At 65.6% G+C, this 14,716-nt stretch carries 13 protein-coding genes; 3 read left to right on the top strand and 10 right to left on the bottom strand.

Annotation, left to right across the window (positions count from 1 at the left end):
- Window positions 1-65: 65 nt before the first annotated feature.
- From ACO06P_RS01025 to hydA, 7 genes are all read right to left on the bottom strand, one after another.
- Entirely contained in the window at window positions 66-1,298 is a 1,233-nt protein-coding gene (locus ACO06P_RS01025) for an aminotransferase class V-fold PLP-dependent enzyme (protein ID WP_420348158.1), read from the bottom strand.
- A gap of 20 nt (window positions 1,299-1,318) precedes the next feature.
- Window positions 1,319-2,590 (bottom strand): amidohydrolase family protein, encoded by a 1,272-nt coding sequence (locus tag ACO06P_RS01030; RefSeq protein WP_420348159.1) that lies wholly within the window; start codon window positions 2,588-2,590, stop codon window positions 1,319-1,321.
- Window positions 2,591-2,713: 123 nt separating this feature from the next.
- A complete protein-coding gene (locus tag ACO06P_RS01035) occupies window positions 2,714-3,655 on the bottom strand; it encodes an ABC transporter permease (RefSeq protein ID WP_420348160.1) in 942 nt (313 codons plus the stop codon).
- A gap of 12 nt (window positions 3,656-3,667) precedes the next feature.
- Entirely contained in the window at window positions 3,668-4,717 is a 1,050-nt protein-coding gene (locus ACO06P_RS01040) for an ABC transporter permease (RefSeq protein WP_420348161.1), read from the bottom strand.
- Window positions 4,707-6,284 (bottom strand): ABC transporter ATP-binding protein, encoded by a 1,578-nt coding sequence (locus ACO06P_RS01045; protein ID WP_420348162.1) that lies wholly within the window; start codon window positions 6,282-6,284, stop codon window positions 4,707-4,709. Before ACO06P_RS01045 ends, ACO06P_RS01040 begins: the two co-directional genes overlap by 11 nt.
- A gap of 79 nt (window positions 6,285-6,363) precedes the next feature.
- On the bottom strand, window positions 6,364-7,383 hold the full coding sequence (locus tag ACO06P_RS01050; protein ID WP_420348163.1) for a BMP family protein: 1,020 nt from the start codon (window positions 7,381-7,383) through the stop codon (window positions 6,364-6,366).
- A gap of 105 nt (window positions 7,384-7,488) precedes the next feature.
- On the bottom strand, window positions 7,489-8,931 hold the full coding sequence (gene hydA, locus ACO06P_RS01055; RefSeq protein WP_420348164.1) for a dihydropyrimidinase: 1,443 nt from the start codon (window positions 8,929-8,931) through the stop codon (window positions 7,489-7,491).
- Window positions 8,932-9,184: 253 nt separating this feature from the next.
- On the opposite strand from hydA, the gene ACO06P_RS01060 reads away from it, so the two are divergent.
- Window positions 9,185-10,048, top strand: a complete 864-nt coding sequence (locus ACO06P_RS01060; protein ID WP_299390790.1) for a nitrilase-related carbon-nitrogen hydrolase — start codon at window positions 9,185-9,187, stop codon at window positions 10,046-10,048.
- Window positions 10,049-10,085: 37 nt separating this feature from the next.
- Here the strand turns inward: ACO06P_RS01060 and ACO06P_RS01065 are convergent, their stop codons facing one another.
- Both ACO06P_RS01065 and ACO06P_RS01070 read right to left on the bottom strand, forming a co-directional pair.
- Window positions 10,086-10,919: an anti-sigma factor family protein gene (locus tag ACO06P_RS01065; protein WP_421938165.1), complete on the bottom strand. Its 834-nt coding sequence runs from the start codon at window positions 10,917-10,919 to the stop codon at window positions 10,086-10,088.
- Between the two features lie 3 nt (window positions 10,920-10,922).
- On the bottom strand, window positions 10,923-11,423 hold the full coding sequence (locus ACO06P_RS01070; RefSeq protein WP_420348166.1) for an RNA polymerase sigma factor: 501 nt from the start codon (window positions 11,421-11,423) through the stop codon (window positions 10,923-10,925).
- 116 nt (window positions 11,424-11,539) lie between these two features.
- Between ACO06P_RS01070 and ACO06P_RS01075 the strand changes: the two genes are divergently transcribed.
- Window positions 11,540-11,962 carry a DUF4399 domain-containing protein gene (locus ACO06P_RS01075; protein WP_420348167.1) on the top strand — a complete coding sequence of 141 codons (423 nt, stop codon included), beginning with the start codon at window positions 11,540-11,542 and terminating at the stop codon, window positions 11,960-11,962.
- A 246-nt stretch (window positions 11,963-12,208) separates the two neighbouring features.
- Window positions 12,209-14,005 (top strand): B12-binding domain-containing radical SAM protein, encoded by a 1,797-nt coding sequence (locus tag ACO06P_RS01080; RefSeq protein WP_420348168.1) that lies wholly within the window; start codon window positions 12,209-12,211, stop codon window positions 14,003-14,005.
- An 18-nt stretch (window positions 14,006-14,023) separates the two neighbouring features.
- Here the strand turns inward: ACO06P_RS01080 and ACO06P_RS01085 are convergent, their stop codons facing one another.
- Window positions 14,024-14,494, bottom strand: coding sequence for a PAS domain-containing protein (locus tag ACO06P_RS01085; protein ID WP_420348169.1), 471 nt, complete (start codon window positions 14,492-14,494; stop codon window positions 14,024-14,026).
- Window positions 14,495-14,716 lie beyond the last annotated feature (222 nt).

Consider the following 14,716-nt stretch of genomic DNA (forward strand, 5'->3'; position numbering starts at 1 on the left):
CCTGGACCCTCATCCTGAGGAGCCGCCGCAGGCGGCGTCTCGAAGGATGCGTATCCGGTGGACCGTCAGAGCGACGCGTCCAAGGCTTCCAACAGGCGCTCGATGTCCTCGGAACTGGTGTAGTGGACGAAGGAGAGGCGGAGCACGCCGGGCTCGGGGTCGATGCCCATGGCCTGCACGAGGCGGTAGGCGTAGAAGTTGCTGACGCAGGCGGCGATCTTGTGGTGCCGCAGGCTCTCGATGACCTCCGGCGCCGGCTTGTTCTTGGGATGGATGGCCACCGTGGGCGCGCGCACCGCCGGGTCGGTCGGGCCCAGCACGCGGATGTCGTTGCGCTGACGCAGGTGGTCGAGCAGCGGCGCCAGCAGCACCTTCTCCTGCGCCTCCATGAGCCCATGGACGCGGCGGCCACGTTCGGCTTCGTCGGCGTTTTCGCCGTCGAAGTGGTGGGCGTGGAGGGCGTCGAAGTAGTCGGCGATGCCGGCGGAGGCGGCGATCTGCGCGTGGTCCGGGCCGGCGGGCGTCAGCTTCTTCAGGATCTTGCCGGCGTTGAAGAAATGGCCCTGATTGGGCAGGCGCTCGGCCAGGTCGCGCTTCACGGTCATCAGGCCCTGATGCGGCCCGTAGGTCTTGTAGAGCGAAAAAAGGTAGATGTCGGCGTCCAGCGCGGCCACGTCGGGGAAGCCGTGGGGCGCGTAGGAGACTCCGTCCACCGCGACCACCGCTTCGGCGGCATGGGCCTTGGCCGCGATCTCGGCCACCGGATTCACGTGGCCGACGATGTTGGAGCAGTGAGGGAAGGCGACCAACCGGGTCTTCTCAGTGAGCAGCGCGTCGAGCCCGCCTGGATCGAGCTGGCCGCTCTCCGGGTCCACCTGCCACTCGCGCACCACGATGCCGCTGTCCGCCAAGCGCCGCCAGGCGCCGGAGTTGGCCTCGTGGTCCTGGTTGGTGACGACGATCTCGTCGCCCTCGTTCAGCATCTCGCGGAAGGCCTGGGCCAGCACATAGGTGTTCTGGGTGGTCGAGGGGCCGAAGTGCAGCTCGTTCTCGGCGACGTTCAGGTAACCGGCGAGACGCCGCCGCGCCTCGTCCATCTCCGCCCCGGCGCGCTCGGAGGCCGGGAAGGGGCCGTAGGGCTGCACCTTGGTTTCCCGGTAAAAGCGGGTCAGCCGTTCGATCACCGGCCCGCAGGCATAGGAACCGCCGGCGTTTTCGAAGAAGGCCCAGTCCTTCAGGGAAGGCTCGGCAAAGGCGGGAAACTGGGAGCGGACGAAGGCGAGGTCGAGCTGGGACAAAGGAGTTCCTCAATCGCACATCAGTGTTTCGTAAAGTCGATAGCTTCATTGCCCAGCACCTTCAACTGCGATTCCACCGGCGGGGTTTCGGCGATCACGCGGCCGCGGCGGATGACGGTGAGGCGGGCGGGGCGCAGACGCAGGGCCTCCAGCACGTCGCCGGCCTGGAGGATCACCATGTCGGCATTGCAGCCGGGGGCGAGGCCGTAGCCCTCCAGCCCCAGGGTTTTCGCCCCGTTCGTGGTGATCGCGGCGAAGCAACTCTTCTGCTCCTCGACGCCGGTCATGAGCCCGACGTGCAGGCCCATGTGGGCCACCTCGATCATGTCGTGGCTGCCCAACGGATACCAGGGGTCCATGACGCAGTCGTGGCCGAAGGAGACGTTGACGCCCTGGGCCAGCAGTTCCTTCACTCGGGTCATGCCGCGGCGCTTGGGGTAGCTGTCGTGGCGGCCCTGGATGGTGATGTTGATCAGCGGATTGGCCACCGCATTCACGCCGGCCTCGGCCATCAGCGGCATCAGCTTGGAGACGTAGTAGTTGTCCATGGAGTGCATGGAGGTGAGGTGGGAGCCCGTGACGCGTTCCTGCAGGCCCAGGCGCTGGGTCTCGTAGGACAGGGTCTCGATGTGCCGGGAGTTGGGGTCGTCGGTCTCGTCACAATGCATGTCGACGCGCAGGCCCCGCTCGGCGGCCAGTTCGCAGAGCAGGCGCACGGACTCGGCCCCCTCGGCCATGGTGCGCTCGAAATGGGGGATGCCGCCGACGATGTCGACGCCCTTGTTGAGGGCGCGGCGCATGTTCTCCCGCGCGCTGGGGGAGCGCAGGTAGCCGTCCTGCGGAAAGGCGACGAGCTGCAGGTCGATGACGTCCTTTACGGTTTCCCGCACTTCCACTAGGGCCTCGACGGCGAGCAGGCGGTCGTCGCAGATGTCGACATGGCTGCGGATCGCCAGCGTGCCCTTGGCGACCGACCAGCGGCAGAGCGCCAGCGCGCGCGCCTTCAGCGCCTCCACCGTCAGATCCGGCTTCAGCTCGCCCCAGAGGGCGATGCCCTCCAGCAGCGTGCCGCTCTGGTTTAGGCGCGGCAGGCCGAGGCTGAGGGTCGCGTCCATGTGGAAGTGGCTGTCGACGAAGGGCGGCGTGACGAGATGGCCCCGGGCGTCGATGACCTGCTCCGCCTCCGCCGCGATGGACGGGGCCACCTCGGCGATGACGCCGTTCTCTACGGCGATGTCCAGCCCGCTTGCGCCATCGGGCAGGGTGGCGTTGCGCACGATAAGATCGAGCATCACATCTCTCCGATCGAGTACCCATCCTTCGAGACGCCGCTGACGCGGCTCCTCAGGATGAGGCAAGGAGTGAGCCTCGTCCTGAGGAGGGCCGACAGGCCCGTCTCGAAGAGCGAGCCCACCTCACCGCTCGCCCTTGCGGAAGGGCACCAGCAGGGCCTTGGGGTAGGCCGCGCGCCGCGCCATGACGATCATCGCCAGGATGCTCAGAACATAGGGCATCATGAGGAAGAACTGGTAGGGGATAAAGGCCGAGGCGGACTGCTGCACGCGGATCTGCAACGCTTCGAAGGCGGCGAAGAGCAGCGCGCCGAGCAGCGCCTTGCCAGGCCGCCAGGAGGCGAAGATCACCAGGGCGACGCAGATCCAGCCGCGCCCGTTGATCATGCCGATGTAGAAGGCATCGAAGACGGAGATGGTGAGGAAGGCGCCGCCGACGGCCATGAAGGCGCTGCCCAGCATGACGGCAGCGGTCCGCAGGCGATGGACGTCGATGCCTTGCGCTTCCACGGCCATGGGGTTCTCGCCCACCATGCGCACGGCCAGGCCCAGCGGCGTGCGGTAGAGGCCATAGGCGACCAGCGGCACCAGCGCGAAGGCCAGGTAGGTGAGGGGGCTCTGGGTGAAGAGGACCTCGCCGAGGAAGGGCAGTTCCGACAGGCCCGGAACGGGGTAGGGCTGGAAGGGGTCGATCTTCGGCGGCGTGGTGACATCCGGCAGCAGCATGCGGAAGGCGAAATAGCTGAGCGCAGAGGCCAGCAGGGTGATGCCGATTCCGGTGACGTGCTGGGAGACGCCGAGATAGACGCTGAAGCCCGAGTGCAGCAGGCCGAAGAGGGCGCCGAAGGCCGCGGCCACCAGCACCGCCGACCACAGCCCGCCGCCCTGGTAGACCCACATCCAGGCGACCATGGCGCCCAGGGTCATGATGCCCTCGATGCCGAGATTGAGGACGCCGGCGCGCTCGCAGATCAGCTCCCCCAGGGTGCCGAAGATGAGCGGTGTTGCCATGCGCACCAGCGCCCCCCAGAAGCCCAGCGAGACGAAGATCTCCAGGATATCCATGCCGTCCGGCCCCTAGCGCAGGCGGGGCCGATAGCGCACGAAGAGCACGCTCGCCAGCACCAGAAGCAGCGCGGTCGCGGTCAGCACGTCGGCCAGGTAGTTGGAGATCGACATGGCCCGGCTCATGGCATCGGCGCCGTTGTAGATGGCGGCGACGAAGATCGCCGCCGCGATCACGCCCAGGGGATGCAGGCCCGCCAGCATGGCCACCGCGATGCCGGTGTAGCCGAAGCCGGGGGAGATATCGAGGGTGAGATAGCCTTTCAGGCCCGCCAGCTCGCAGACCCCGGCCATGCCGGCAAGGCCGCCGGAGAGCAGCGCCGTGCGCAGGACGGTCGCGCCCATGGGGATGCCGGCGAAGCGCGCAGCCTCCGGGTTGTTGCCGACGGCGCGGATCTCGAAGCCCCACTTGGAATAGCGGATGAAGGCCCAGGCCGCGACCGCGAAGAAGACCGCCCAGATCAAGCCCGAATGCAGGCGGGTGCGCGGGATCAGCGGCGAGAGCACGCCTTCGTCGATGATCGGCGCCGCCTGGGGCCAGCCCATGGCCAAGGGGTCTTTCCAGGGGCCGAAGAGCAGGTAGTTGGCGAAGAGCAGCACGACGAAGTTGAGGAGGAGGGTGGTCACCACCTCGTCGACCCTGAGCTTTAGCTTCAGGATCACCGGCAGGAGCAGCAGCAGTCCGCCGGCGAGGGCTCCGGCCAGGAAGAGGAAGGGCACCATCAGTAAGGGCGGCAGGGTGATGAGCCCGGTGCCGACATAGGTTGCCGCCAGCGCACCGGCATAGAGCTGGCCCTCGCCGCCGATGTTCCAGAGCTTGGCCCGGAAGGCGACGGCGGCGGCCAGCCCGGTGAAGATCAACGGCGCCGCGCGGGTCAGGGTCTCGCTCAGGGCGAAGACCGAGCCCAGCGCGCCCTTTACCAAAGCGCCGTAAGCGGCCAGCACCGGCGCGCCGGCCCAGGCGATGAGCAGCCCGCAGAGCAGGAAGGCCAGGGCGATGGCCGTCAGTGGGGCGGCCAGGTTCAGCCAGAGCGGCACATGGGCGCGGGGCTCAAGACGCATGGCGGCCCTCGTCGCGATGCCCTGCCGCACCGTGACCGGCCATCATCAGGCCGAGAGTCCTGAGGTCCGCCTCCTCCACCGGCATGGGCGCTGACAGGCGCCCGTGATAGAGCACCGCGATGCGGTCGGACATCTGCAGCAGCTCTTCGAGGTCTTCGGAGATCAGGACGATGCCCGCACCCTCGGCCCGTGCCTGGAACAGCAGGGCCTGCACCGCCGCCGCGGCACCGACATCGAGCCCGCGGGTCGGCTGGTTGGCGAGGATGATGCGCGGCTTCTCGTCCAGGACCCGGGCCAGGATGACCTTCTGCATGTTGCCGCCGGAAAGGCTGCGCGTGGCCGTGGTCGCATCGGCGCCGCGGATGTCGAAGGCGGCAATCTTTTCCTCCGCGTTGCGGCGCAGGGCCGCCCCCTTGACGAAGCCGAGGCGCGAGAAGCGATCCCCGCCGTAGGCTTCCAACGCCAGGTTCTCTTCGACCGTGAAGTCGCCAACGACGCCAGTGGCGTGGCGGTCCTCCGGCACCCGCCCGACCCCGCGTTTCAGCATGGCGGCAGGGGAGGCCGCGGTGATGGCGTCGCCGAGGATCTCGAAGCGTCCTGCTGTCGGGGCATCGAGACCGGAGATCAGGGCGGCGAGGGCGGCTTGACCGTTGCCGGAGACCCCGGCAATGCCAAGAACTTCTTTTTCACAGAGGGTTAGGTCGATGTTTTCAAGCGATACCTTGCCCTCTGCGCCGCGCAGCCCGACGCCTTCCATCTTCAGCAGAGGTGCGCCCGGCTCCAGGCGGCTGCGTTCGGGCAAGGTGACGGCACGCCCCACCATGCCCTCTGCAAGCCCTTCGCGCGAGGCTTCGGCGATGGGGAAGTCGGCCACCAGCCTGCCCTGGCGCAGCACGGCGACGCGGTCGGCAATGGCCATCACCTCGTTCAGTTTGTGGGAGATGAAAATGATGGAGAGCCCTTCCGCCGCCATGGTCTTCAGGGTGGCGAAGAAACTCTCAACTTCCTGCGGTGTCAGCACCGCGGTCGGCTCGTCCAGGATCAGGATGCGGGCGCCGCGATAGAGGGCCTTGAGGATTTCCACCCGCTGGCGCTCGCCGACGGAGAGGTCGCGCACGAGGCGCCGACCCTCCACCTGCAGGCCGAAGCGCGCCGCCAGATCCTCGACCCGGCGCCGGGCGGCCGCACGGTTCTGCTTCAGACGCCAGAGCGGCTCCGTGCCCAGCACGATGTTGTCGAGGACGGTGAGGTTTTCGCCCAAGGTAAAATGCTGATGCACCATGCCCACCCCGGCCGCGATGGCGGCCTTGGGGGAGCCCGGCGGCAAGGCTTCGCCGGAGACCGCGATCTCGCCCTCGTCGGCCAGGTAGTGACCGAAGAGGATGCTCATCAAGGTGGTCTTGCCGGCGCCGTTCTCGCCCAGGAGGGCCAGGATTTCCCCACGCCCCAGACCGAGGGAAATGGCGTCGTTGGCAACCAGCGCTCCGAAGCGCTTGGTGACGCCGGACAGCCGCAACACCGGCTCAGCGCTCGTGGCGGCAGCGGCGGACGCTTGCGCCTGCGCCATCGTCAGATCCCCCGATGATCGATTTCTGCGGGGGTCGGGGCAGCGTTAGAACTGCTGCCCCGACCCCTGACGCGTTCGGTCAGAACGTCGACTTGGGTTCGTCGTCGTTGGTCTGTACCACGAAGTCCCCGGCTTTGATCTCCTGGGCCAGCGTCTCGATCTTCGCCTTGGTTTCGGCCGGGATTTTGTCTTCGAACTCGTAGAACGGCGAGAGCGAGGCGCCGCCGGCCTTCATCATCGTCCACTCCTTGTAGTTCTCGGCCGTGAAGGTGCCGGCTTTCACCTGGGAAATGGCGTAGTCGATAGCCGGTTCCATGTGCCAGAGGGCAGAGGCGACCACCACGTCGGTGCCGTTCTCGGCCTTGTTCATGTCGTTCACGTTGCCGAAGGCGATGATGCCTTTCTCACGGGCGGCGTCGACCACGCCGGCCCGCTCGGCATAGAGCACGTCCACCCCGGCCTCGACCTGGGCGAAGGCGAACTCCTTGGCCTTCGGCGGGTCGTACCAGGAGCCGATGAAGGAGACCTTGAATTCGACGTCCGGATTGACCGAGCGCGCGCCTTCCATGAAGGCGTGGAACAGGCGGTTCACCTCGCCGATGGGAAAGCCGCCGACCATGCCGATCCTGTTGGTCTTGGTCATGGTGCCGGCGACGATCCCCATGAGATAGCAGGGCTCGTGGATCCAGTTGTCGAAGACGGAGAAGTTCTTGCCGTGGGGCACGCCCGGATCGCCCATGAGGAAGGCGATTTCGGGATAGTCATCGGCCACCTTGCGGGCCTCGCGGCTGATGCCGAAGGCCTCCCCGACCACTAGATCGACGCCGCCCTCGGCATACTCGCGCATCACCCGGACATAGTCGGTGTTGGACACCTTCTCCGAGAAGCTGTACTCGATGTCGCCGCGCTCCTTGGCGGCGGTCAGCGCCCGGTGCAGGGTGCCCACCCACTTCTGCTGGATCGGCACCGTGTAGATGCCGGCGACCTTCAGCTTTTCGGCCTGCGCCGTGCCGCCGGAAAGCCCAAAGGCGGCGGCCGCCACCAGAGCCACCGCGCCGGCGCGCAGAACACAGCGCCGGCCCCAACCTTGTTTCGCCAATACCGTATCGTTCCCCGAAATTCGAGAAGTCATCCCCCTAGCTCCCTTGTTTGCGGTGCTTCGCCGCCCGGCTATCACTGTCCGGTCGGCCTTGGACCCGTGTTGTTACATCCGGTTCACCGCCACCGGCGTCTTTGCCTCCCGCCGGCGGTTCACAGCGTCGTAGTAGGGCGCGAAGGTCGGCCGGTCGACGTAACGTCCCGCGCCGCGTTCGGTGCGGACGTCGCCGTCCTGGTAAACCACTTTGCCCTGGCTGATGGTGACCGTATTGATGCCCTTGACGGTCATTCCCTCGAAGATATTGAAGTCCACGTTCTGATGGTGCGTGTCCTTGGAAATCGTGCGCTCCTTGGTCGGGTCCCAGATCGCGATGTCGGCATCGGCGCCGACGGAGATCGAGCCCTTGCGCGGATAGATGTTGAAGATCTTGGCGGCGTTGGTGGAGGTGATGGCCACGAACTCGTTCATCGTCAGGCGGCCGGAATTCACCCCGTGGTGCCAGAGCACATGCATGCGGTCCTCGACCCCGCCGGTGCCGTTGGGGATCTGGGTGAAGTTGTTGTGGCCCATGCGCTTCTGCGGGGCGCAGAAGCAGCAGTGGTCGGTGGCTGTGGTCTGCAGCATGCCCGCCTGCAGGCCGCGCCAGAGCGCGTCCTGATGCTCCTTGGAGCGGAACGGCGGGCTCATCACGTGGGCCGCGGCAAAATCCCAGTCCGGGTTGCGGTAGACCTCGTCGTTGACCAGCAGGTGGCCGGCCAGGACCTCGCCGAAGACGCGCTGGCCTTCGTTGCGCGCCCGGGTGATGGCCTGCAGGGATTCGATACAGGAGTTGTGGACGATGTAGAGCGGCACGTCGAGCACCTGGGCGACGCGGATGGCGCGGTTGGCGGCTTCGCCTTCGACCTCGGGCGGGCGGGAGAGGGGATGGCCCTCCGGCCCGGTGATACCGCTCTTCAGGATCTCGTTCTGCAGGTGGAAGACCAACTCGCCGTTTTCGGCATGGACGGTGCAGATGGCGCCCAGTTCGCGGGCCCGGGTGAAGGAGTTCACCAGGACCTCGTCATCGCACATGATGGCGCCCTTGTAGGCCATGAAGTGCTTGAAGGAGTTGACCCCGTGGTCGCGGGTCAGGGTCCCCATCGCTTCCTTGACGGTCTCGTCCCACCAGGTGATGGCGACGTGGAAGGAGTAGTCTCCCGCAGCCTTCTCCGCCCAGCCGCGCCAGGTGTGGTAGGCCTCCATGATGTCCTGCTGGGGATTGGGGATGACGAAGTCGATGATCATCGTCGTGCCGCCCACCATGCCGGCGGTGGTGCCGGTGAAGAAGTCCTCGGAAGCCACCGTGCCCATGAAGGGCAGTTCCATGTGGGTGTGGGGGTCGATGCCGCCCGGCATGACGTAGCCGCCGCCCGCGTCGATCACCTCGGCGCCGGAAGGAGCCTCCAGGTTTTCACCGATGGCGACGATCTTGTCCGCTTCGGTCAGCACGTCGGCCCGATAGGAGTGGTCGGCCGTCACCACGGTGCCGCCCTTGATCAAGATCGCCATGACTGCTGTCCCTCCTTGTGCCTGTCCCTGTTTTGGATTTCCTGTCCGTTTGGTCAATTTTGCATCATGTCGCAGCCCGATGCGAGTCCGCTTTTCGTGCTTTCGCCCGGTTTTCGGTGCGAGCATCGGAGGCGAGAAGCCTGACGCCGGGCGAATAGGGCCTTGCATCACTTCCTGACCAAATGGTCAAATCTTCCGCAGGACAGATGGTGCCGCGGGAGAGCCGCGGCGCATTGCAGAGGGAGAGCGAGCGATGGCGACGGTGCGGGCGGGCCTTATTCAGATGGCCCTGAAGGCGGATACGGGGGAAAGCCCGGAAACCATCCGCGACAGAATGAACGAAGCGCATCTGCCGCTGATCGACGAGGCCGGCGCCAAGGGCGTCCAGGTGTTGTGTTTGCAGGAAGTCTTCAACCAGCCCTACTTCTGTCCCAGCCAGGACGTGAAGTGGTACGGCGCGGCGGAAAAGGTGCCCGACGGCCCGACGGTCAAACTGATGCAGGAGTATGCCAAGAAGCACTCCATGGTGATCGTGGTGCCGATCTATGAGGAGGACATCACCGGCGTCTACTACAACACCGCCGCCGTCATCGACGCCGACGGCAGCTACCTCGGCAAGTACCGCAAGTCCCACATCCCGCAGGTGGCAGGATTTTACGAGAAGTTCTTCTTCAAGCCCGGCAACTCCGGCTGGCCGATGTTCCAGACGGCCTACTGCAAGCTTGGCGTCTATATCTGCTACGACCGGCATTTTCCGGAAGGCTGGCGCGCCCTGGCCCTGAGCGGGGCCGAGTACATCGTCAATCCTTCGGCCACCGTGGCCGGCCTCAGCCAATACCTCTGGAAACTGGAACAGCCGGCCTCCGCGGTTGCCAACGGCTGTTACATCGGCGCGGTCAACCGGGTCGGCACCGAGGCGCCCTGGAACATCGGCAAGTTCTACGGCTCCAGCTATGTCGTCAATCCGCGCGGCGAGTTCCTCGTGGAAGCCAGCGAGGACAAGGACGAACTGGTCGTGGCCGATATGGACATGGACATGGTCCGCGAGGTGCGGAACCTCTGGCAGTTCTTCCGCGACCGGCGGCCGGAAGCCTACGAACCGCTGACGGCGATCTAGTCCGTTCCGCTCTTGAGGGGCGGTATCCGACTGCCGCTCATGAGGTCGTGGTTCGAGAGGCTCGAGCGAGGGAGGCGGAGAGGTCGCGGGCGGCCCGGTCCAGCAGTCCCTGCGGGACGTCGCCGATCACCAGAAAGGCGAAGCCGTCGGCGGCCCAGGACACCGCGGCGAGTCCCCTGAGGGTCTGTGTCTGCAAGGGCCGGTCGCCGGCCTCCGTCGGGGTTACGCAGAACGCCACCGGACGGTCCCGGCTGTCGAGAAAGGCGAACTGGGCGAGCGGCGCCGCCTCGTAGCCGAGGATCTGAGCGCGGCGATAACGCAGGCCGCTGACGTTTCGAAGCGTCGCGCCGGCGATATCCAGGCCCAGTCGGGCGACCACCCTTGCCCGTTCGGTTTCGAGTTCAGCCGGACTGGGATCGAGATGGGTCAGCGTCTCGCTGCGATAGAGCAACTGATACTCGGCAACGGCCATGCGCCAGTCTTCGGTCTGCGTCGGGGCGGTGATGCGGCCGCCGGCAAAGCCGATGGCTGCGACGGCGACAAGTGTCGCGGCGATAGCCGCCCGGCGGCCCAGGGGGCGACCCAGAGAACGACCCAGAGGACGACCCAGAGGACGACCGGGGGAGCGGTCCGGAGGGCCGGGAGGCCTTTCTTCAAGGGTCGGCTGCGCACGGCCCGGCGCCAAAGGAAGCAGGTTGTCGAAAGCCGACTTTACGGCGTCGGTGTCGATCCTCAGGGCATCCAGCCGCGCACGCAGGGCCGGATCGTCGCGCAGCGCCTGCTGCACGGCCTCCGCCTGCTCCTGCGGCAGTTCACCGTCCAGATAGGCAACCAGTTCTTCGTCGGCGATCGGCCTACTGTCCATCGTCATCCGTCAAAGGGTCCGTTTTCTGGCTGCGCCCGAGGTGGCGTTGAAGGCGGAGAGCTTGTTGCGGGCCGCGGCAAGCCGGCTCATGACGGTCCCGATGGGGATCTGCAGGTGCTCGGCGGCTTCCTTGTAGGAAAAGCCCTCCACATAGACCAGGAACACCGTCACGCGCTGCGCCTCGGGCAGGTCCATCACTGCCTTTAACACTTCGGCATGGAAAAAATTCGCTTCCGCATCTGCCCCGGGCGCAGGCAGCGCCAACTCCTCGCTGGGCACCAGTCCGCCGCCCCGGCGCACGTTCTCAGCTCTCAGGGTGTTGTACCAGAGGTTCTTGGCAATGCGGAAAACCCAACGGTCGGCGTGTGTTCCAGCTTGAAATTGATGCGCGCTCTCAAGAGCCTTCAGGCAGGCGGCCTGGCACAGGTCCTCCGCTGCCGGGAGCTCCCGGGTCAAGGCAAGGCAGTACCGCCAGAGCCGGGGATAGAAGCCCTCCAGCATCTCCTTCATACGGTCCTGCGCCGATCCTTCGACTGCCACGCGAATAAATTCCGGTCTTTGGGTGTTCTCGCTTCAGATCATGGCCGCGCCGGTCATGAGCCTAAGACGAACAGGGAGGTTATTCCATGCGCATTCCCGTGATCGCCGCCGCCGTGACTCTGGCGGCCGGTGCAGCCCTGGCCGGCGAGACGCCGGCGCCGCCCGATGCCAAGGTCTACTTCATCGATTTGCAGGACGGTCAGACGGTCTCCTCGCCGGTGACCATCCGCTTCGGCCTTTCCGGCATGGGCGTCGCGCCGGCGGGCGTGGACGACAAGAAGCACACCGGGCACCACCATCTGATCATCAACGAGGCGATCGAGGGGGAAGAGTTGAACGAGCCGATCCCGGCGGACGACAGCCACATCCATTTCGGCGGCGGACAGACCGAGACCACGGTCGAACTGCCCGCCGGAACCCATACGCTGCAGCTTGTCTTGGGCGATTGGAGCCACATCCCGCACAATCCGCCGGTGATGTCCGAGCGGATCACGGTGACCGTCGAATAGACACGTATAGTTCGCAAGGCATCCGCGTCGGCCTCGCCCGGCGCGGAGTCGCCGCAATTCCGCCCGTTTGGACACAAAGCCGGTCCGCCTAACTCCTAATTGTTGTTGCGGTGGCTCTTTCTACGTCCTTTTGTCGGCCCAAAGGGGCTGTTTTCGCCAGCAAGCCGCTTCATCCTGTATTTCGCTCCCATAATGGGTTAATTCTGACTACGAATTCTGACTAGGTGGGTCGGACTTGGGGGCGACATGACTGAGAACGGTCAAAGTCAGCATTTCGTCGTAGAGCTCATAAAGCCATCTCACTACGACGACGACGGCTACGTCATTCAGTGGGCCAAGGCCTGGGTGCCGTCCAACACGCTCTCGAGCCTCTACGGCCTTTCGCTGGATATCATAGACCGCAAGCTTCTTGGGGGCGACGTCGAGGTCGACCTCAACGCTTACGACGAGACCAACACGATCATACCCGTCAAGCGGATCATCGAGCGAATGACCGCGCCCGGCGTCCGCGGTGTGGTCTGTCTTGTCGGGGTGCAGTCCAACCAGTTCCCGCGCGCCATGGACCTGGCACGCCAGTTTCGCGCCGCGGGCATCCAGGTGGCGATCGGCGGTTTCCATCCGAGCGGCTGCCTCTCCATGCTGCCCGAACTGCCGCCCGACCTGCAGGAGGCCCTGGACCTCGGCATCACGCTTTACGCCGGCGAGGGCGAGGGGCGGCTGCACCACTTCTACCGCGACGCGCTGAACGAAGAGCTGAAGCCGATCTACAACTACATGAACGATCTGCCGGGGATCGACAACGAACCCACGCCCTACCTGCCGGAATCCCTGGTGCGCCGTTACGGCGGCTCGGTGGCGTGTTTCGATGCTGGGCGCGGCTGTCCCTTTCAGTGCAGTTTCTGCACCATCATCAACGTCCAGGGCCGCAAGTCCCGCTTTCGGGAGGCGGACGACGTCGAGCGCCTGGTGCGCGCGAACATCGAGCAGGGCATCACCCGGTTCTTCATCACCGACGACAACTTCGCGCGGAACAAGAACTGGGAAGCGATCTTCGATCGCCTGGGCGACCTGAAGGAAGAGACCGGCCTGCCGTTCTCCATCATCATTCAGGTCGACACGCTCTGCCACAAGATCGAGAACTTCGTGGCTAAGGCCAAGAGGGCCGGCGTCGCGCGAGTCTTTATCGGCCTGGAGAACATCAACCCGGACAACCTCATGGCCGCGAAGAAGCGCCAGAACCGGATCACCGAGTATCGGCTGATGCTGCAGGAATGGCGCAAGCATCAGATCCTGACCTATGCCGGCTATATCCTGGGATTTCCCGCCGACACGCCGGAGAAGATCGCCCACGATATCGAGGTCATCAAACGCGAGCTGCCCATCGACATCCTGGAGTTTTTCTGCCTGACGCCCCTGCCGGGCTCCGAGGACCACAAGAACCTCTATGTGAAGGGCGTCCCCATGGACCCCGACATGAACATCTATGACCTGGAGCACGTCTGCACCGGCCACTCCCTCATGACCAAGGAGGAATGGCAGGGCATCTACAACAGGGCCTGGGAGCTCTATTACTCCGATGAGCATCTGGAAACGCTCATGCGGCGGATCATTGTCAGCGGCAACAAGCCGGAGCGGATCTGGGCGCACGCGCTGCAGTTCGCCGGCTGCATCCGCTACGAAAAGGTGCACCCGCTTCAGGGCGGCTACTTCCGCCGCAAGGTGCGCAGGCAGCGCCGTTCGGGCCTGCCCTTGGAGTCGCCGCTGGTGTTCTACCCGCGCCGGGTCTGGGAGGCGCTCAGAACCTATGTCCCCTTTGCCGGCTTTGCGCTGAGGCTCTGGCTTAAGTGCCAGCGGATCAAGCGGGACCCGGCCAGCAGGAACTACACGGACCTGGCTCTGACACCGGTGACTGACCACGGAGAAGACGAGCGGCTGGAGATGTTCGCCCATACCGAGGCGGCACAGGCGGCCGTCGCCAAAGCCCAGCGGGAGGCAGCGGCCCGCGAGAAGCGCGCCAAGGCGCCTATTGCCGCAGCCGAGTAGGCGCCGGAAGGGCGAGCGCTAGAACAGGGGCCGGTCGGGCAGGTCGAACAGCGAGGCGCCGCCGAGGCTGTCCACCGTCACGCCGTCCTCGGCAAAAGGCAGCAGCAGGCGGCGGTAGTGCAGCAGTCTGTCGGGCAACCACTGCGCTGAGCGCTTTGCGTAGTGGGGCCGACCGCTTTGAACCACGCCATCGAACTCCCGCCTGATCTCAGCGGCTTGGTCTTGCGGATGGATCTCGTCGAAGGTCTTGCCGCGCATCTCGAAGCCCACCGTCGCACAGAGCATCGATCCGGCAAGGCGCATGCGGTAGTCCAGCGGCCCGCGAAGCACCTCATACATGAAGAAGTGCGGCATGAGTTCAGCCGGCAGGACCGACGGATCGAGCGCCTGGCGCGCCGGCAGCCCGTCGTCGACCCTGAGACTCTGCCAATAGTCCAAGAGCTCGATCAGCTGTGGATCGTCGATTCCCGTCGCCTGCCCGCCGCACATCGCTTCCCCCCAAGCAAGACTGCCCGTCTCCCAGCGTGTCGACACCGCCGGACGAATCGGTGACGTCAACCGCGAACAGTATAGAAAGCCGAACAACCGGACGGCAACGTCCCAGCCCCGGAACATTGGTACAAGAACGATGAGAGAGATGACCGGCGGTTCGTCCATAAAGCGGGGAGAAGGGCTGTCGGGCCGGGTTCGGGCGCTCTGACTTCACGCCGC

Origin of the sequence: Pelagibius sp. (assembly GCF_965227505.1) — a bacterium.
GTDB lineage: Bacteria > Pseudomonadota > Alphaproteobacteria > Kiloniellales > Kiloniellaceae > Pelagibius.

Bases quoted from the DNA above. Each gene is read 5' to 3' on its own strand.
- ACO06P_RS01085 (WP_420348169.1), bottom strand. From the start codon at position 14,494: ATGTGCGGCGGGCAGGCGACGGGAATCGACGATCCACAGCTGATCGAG.
- ACO06P_RS01040 (WP_420348161.1), bottom strand. From the start codon at position 4,717: ATGCGTCTTGAGCCCCGCGCCCATGTGCCGCTCTGGCTGAACCTGGCC.
- ACO06P_RS01060 (WP_299390790.1), top strand. From the start codon at position 9,185: ATGGCGACGGTGCGGGCGGGCCTTATTCAGATGGCCCTGAAGGCGGAT.
- hydA (WP_420348164.1), bottom strand. From the start codon at position 8,931: ATGGCGATCTTGATCAAGGGCGGCACCGTGGTGACGGCCGACCACTCC.
- ACO06P_RS01080 (WP_420348168.1), top strand. From the start codon at position 12,209: ATGACTGAGAACGGTCAAAGTCAGCATTTCGTCGTAGAGCTCATAAAG.
- ACO06P_RS01030 (WP_420348159.1), bottom strand. From the start codon at position 2,590: ATGCTCGATCTTATCGTGCGCAACGCCACCCTGCCCGATGGCGCAAGC.
- ACO06P_RS01045 (WP_420348162.1), bottom strand. From the start codon at position 6,284: ATGGCGCAGGCGCAAGCGTCCGCCGCTGCCGCCACGAGCGCTGAGCCG.
- ACO06P_RS01070 (WP_420348166.1), bottom strand. From the start codon at position 11,423: ATGAAGGAGATGCTGGAGGGCTTCTATCCCCGGCTCTGGCGGTACTGC.
- ACO06P_RS01065 (WP_421938165.1), bottom strand. From the start codon at position 10,919: ATGACGATGGACAGTAGGCCGATCGCCGACGAAGAACTGGTTGCCTAT.
- ACO06P_RS01075 (WP_420348167.1), top strand. From the start codon at position 11,540: ATGCGCATTCCCGTGATCGCCGCCGCCGTGACTCTGGCGGCCGGTGCA.
- ACO06P_RS01035 (WP_420348160.1), bottom strand. From the start codon at position 3,655: ATGGATATCCTGGAGATCTTCGTCTCGCTGGGCTTCTGGGGGGCGCTG.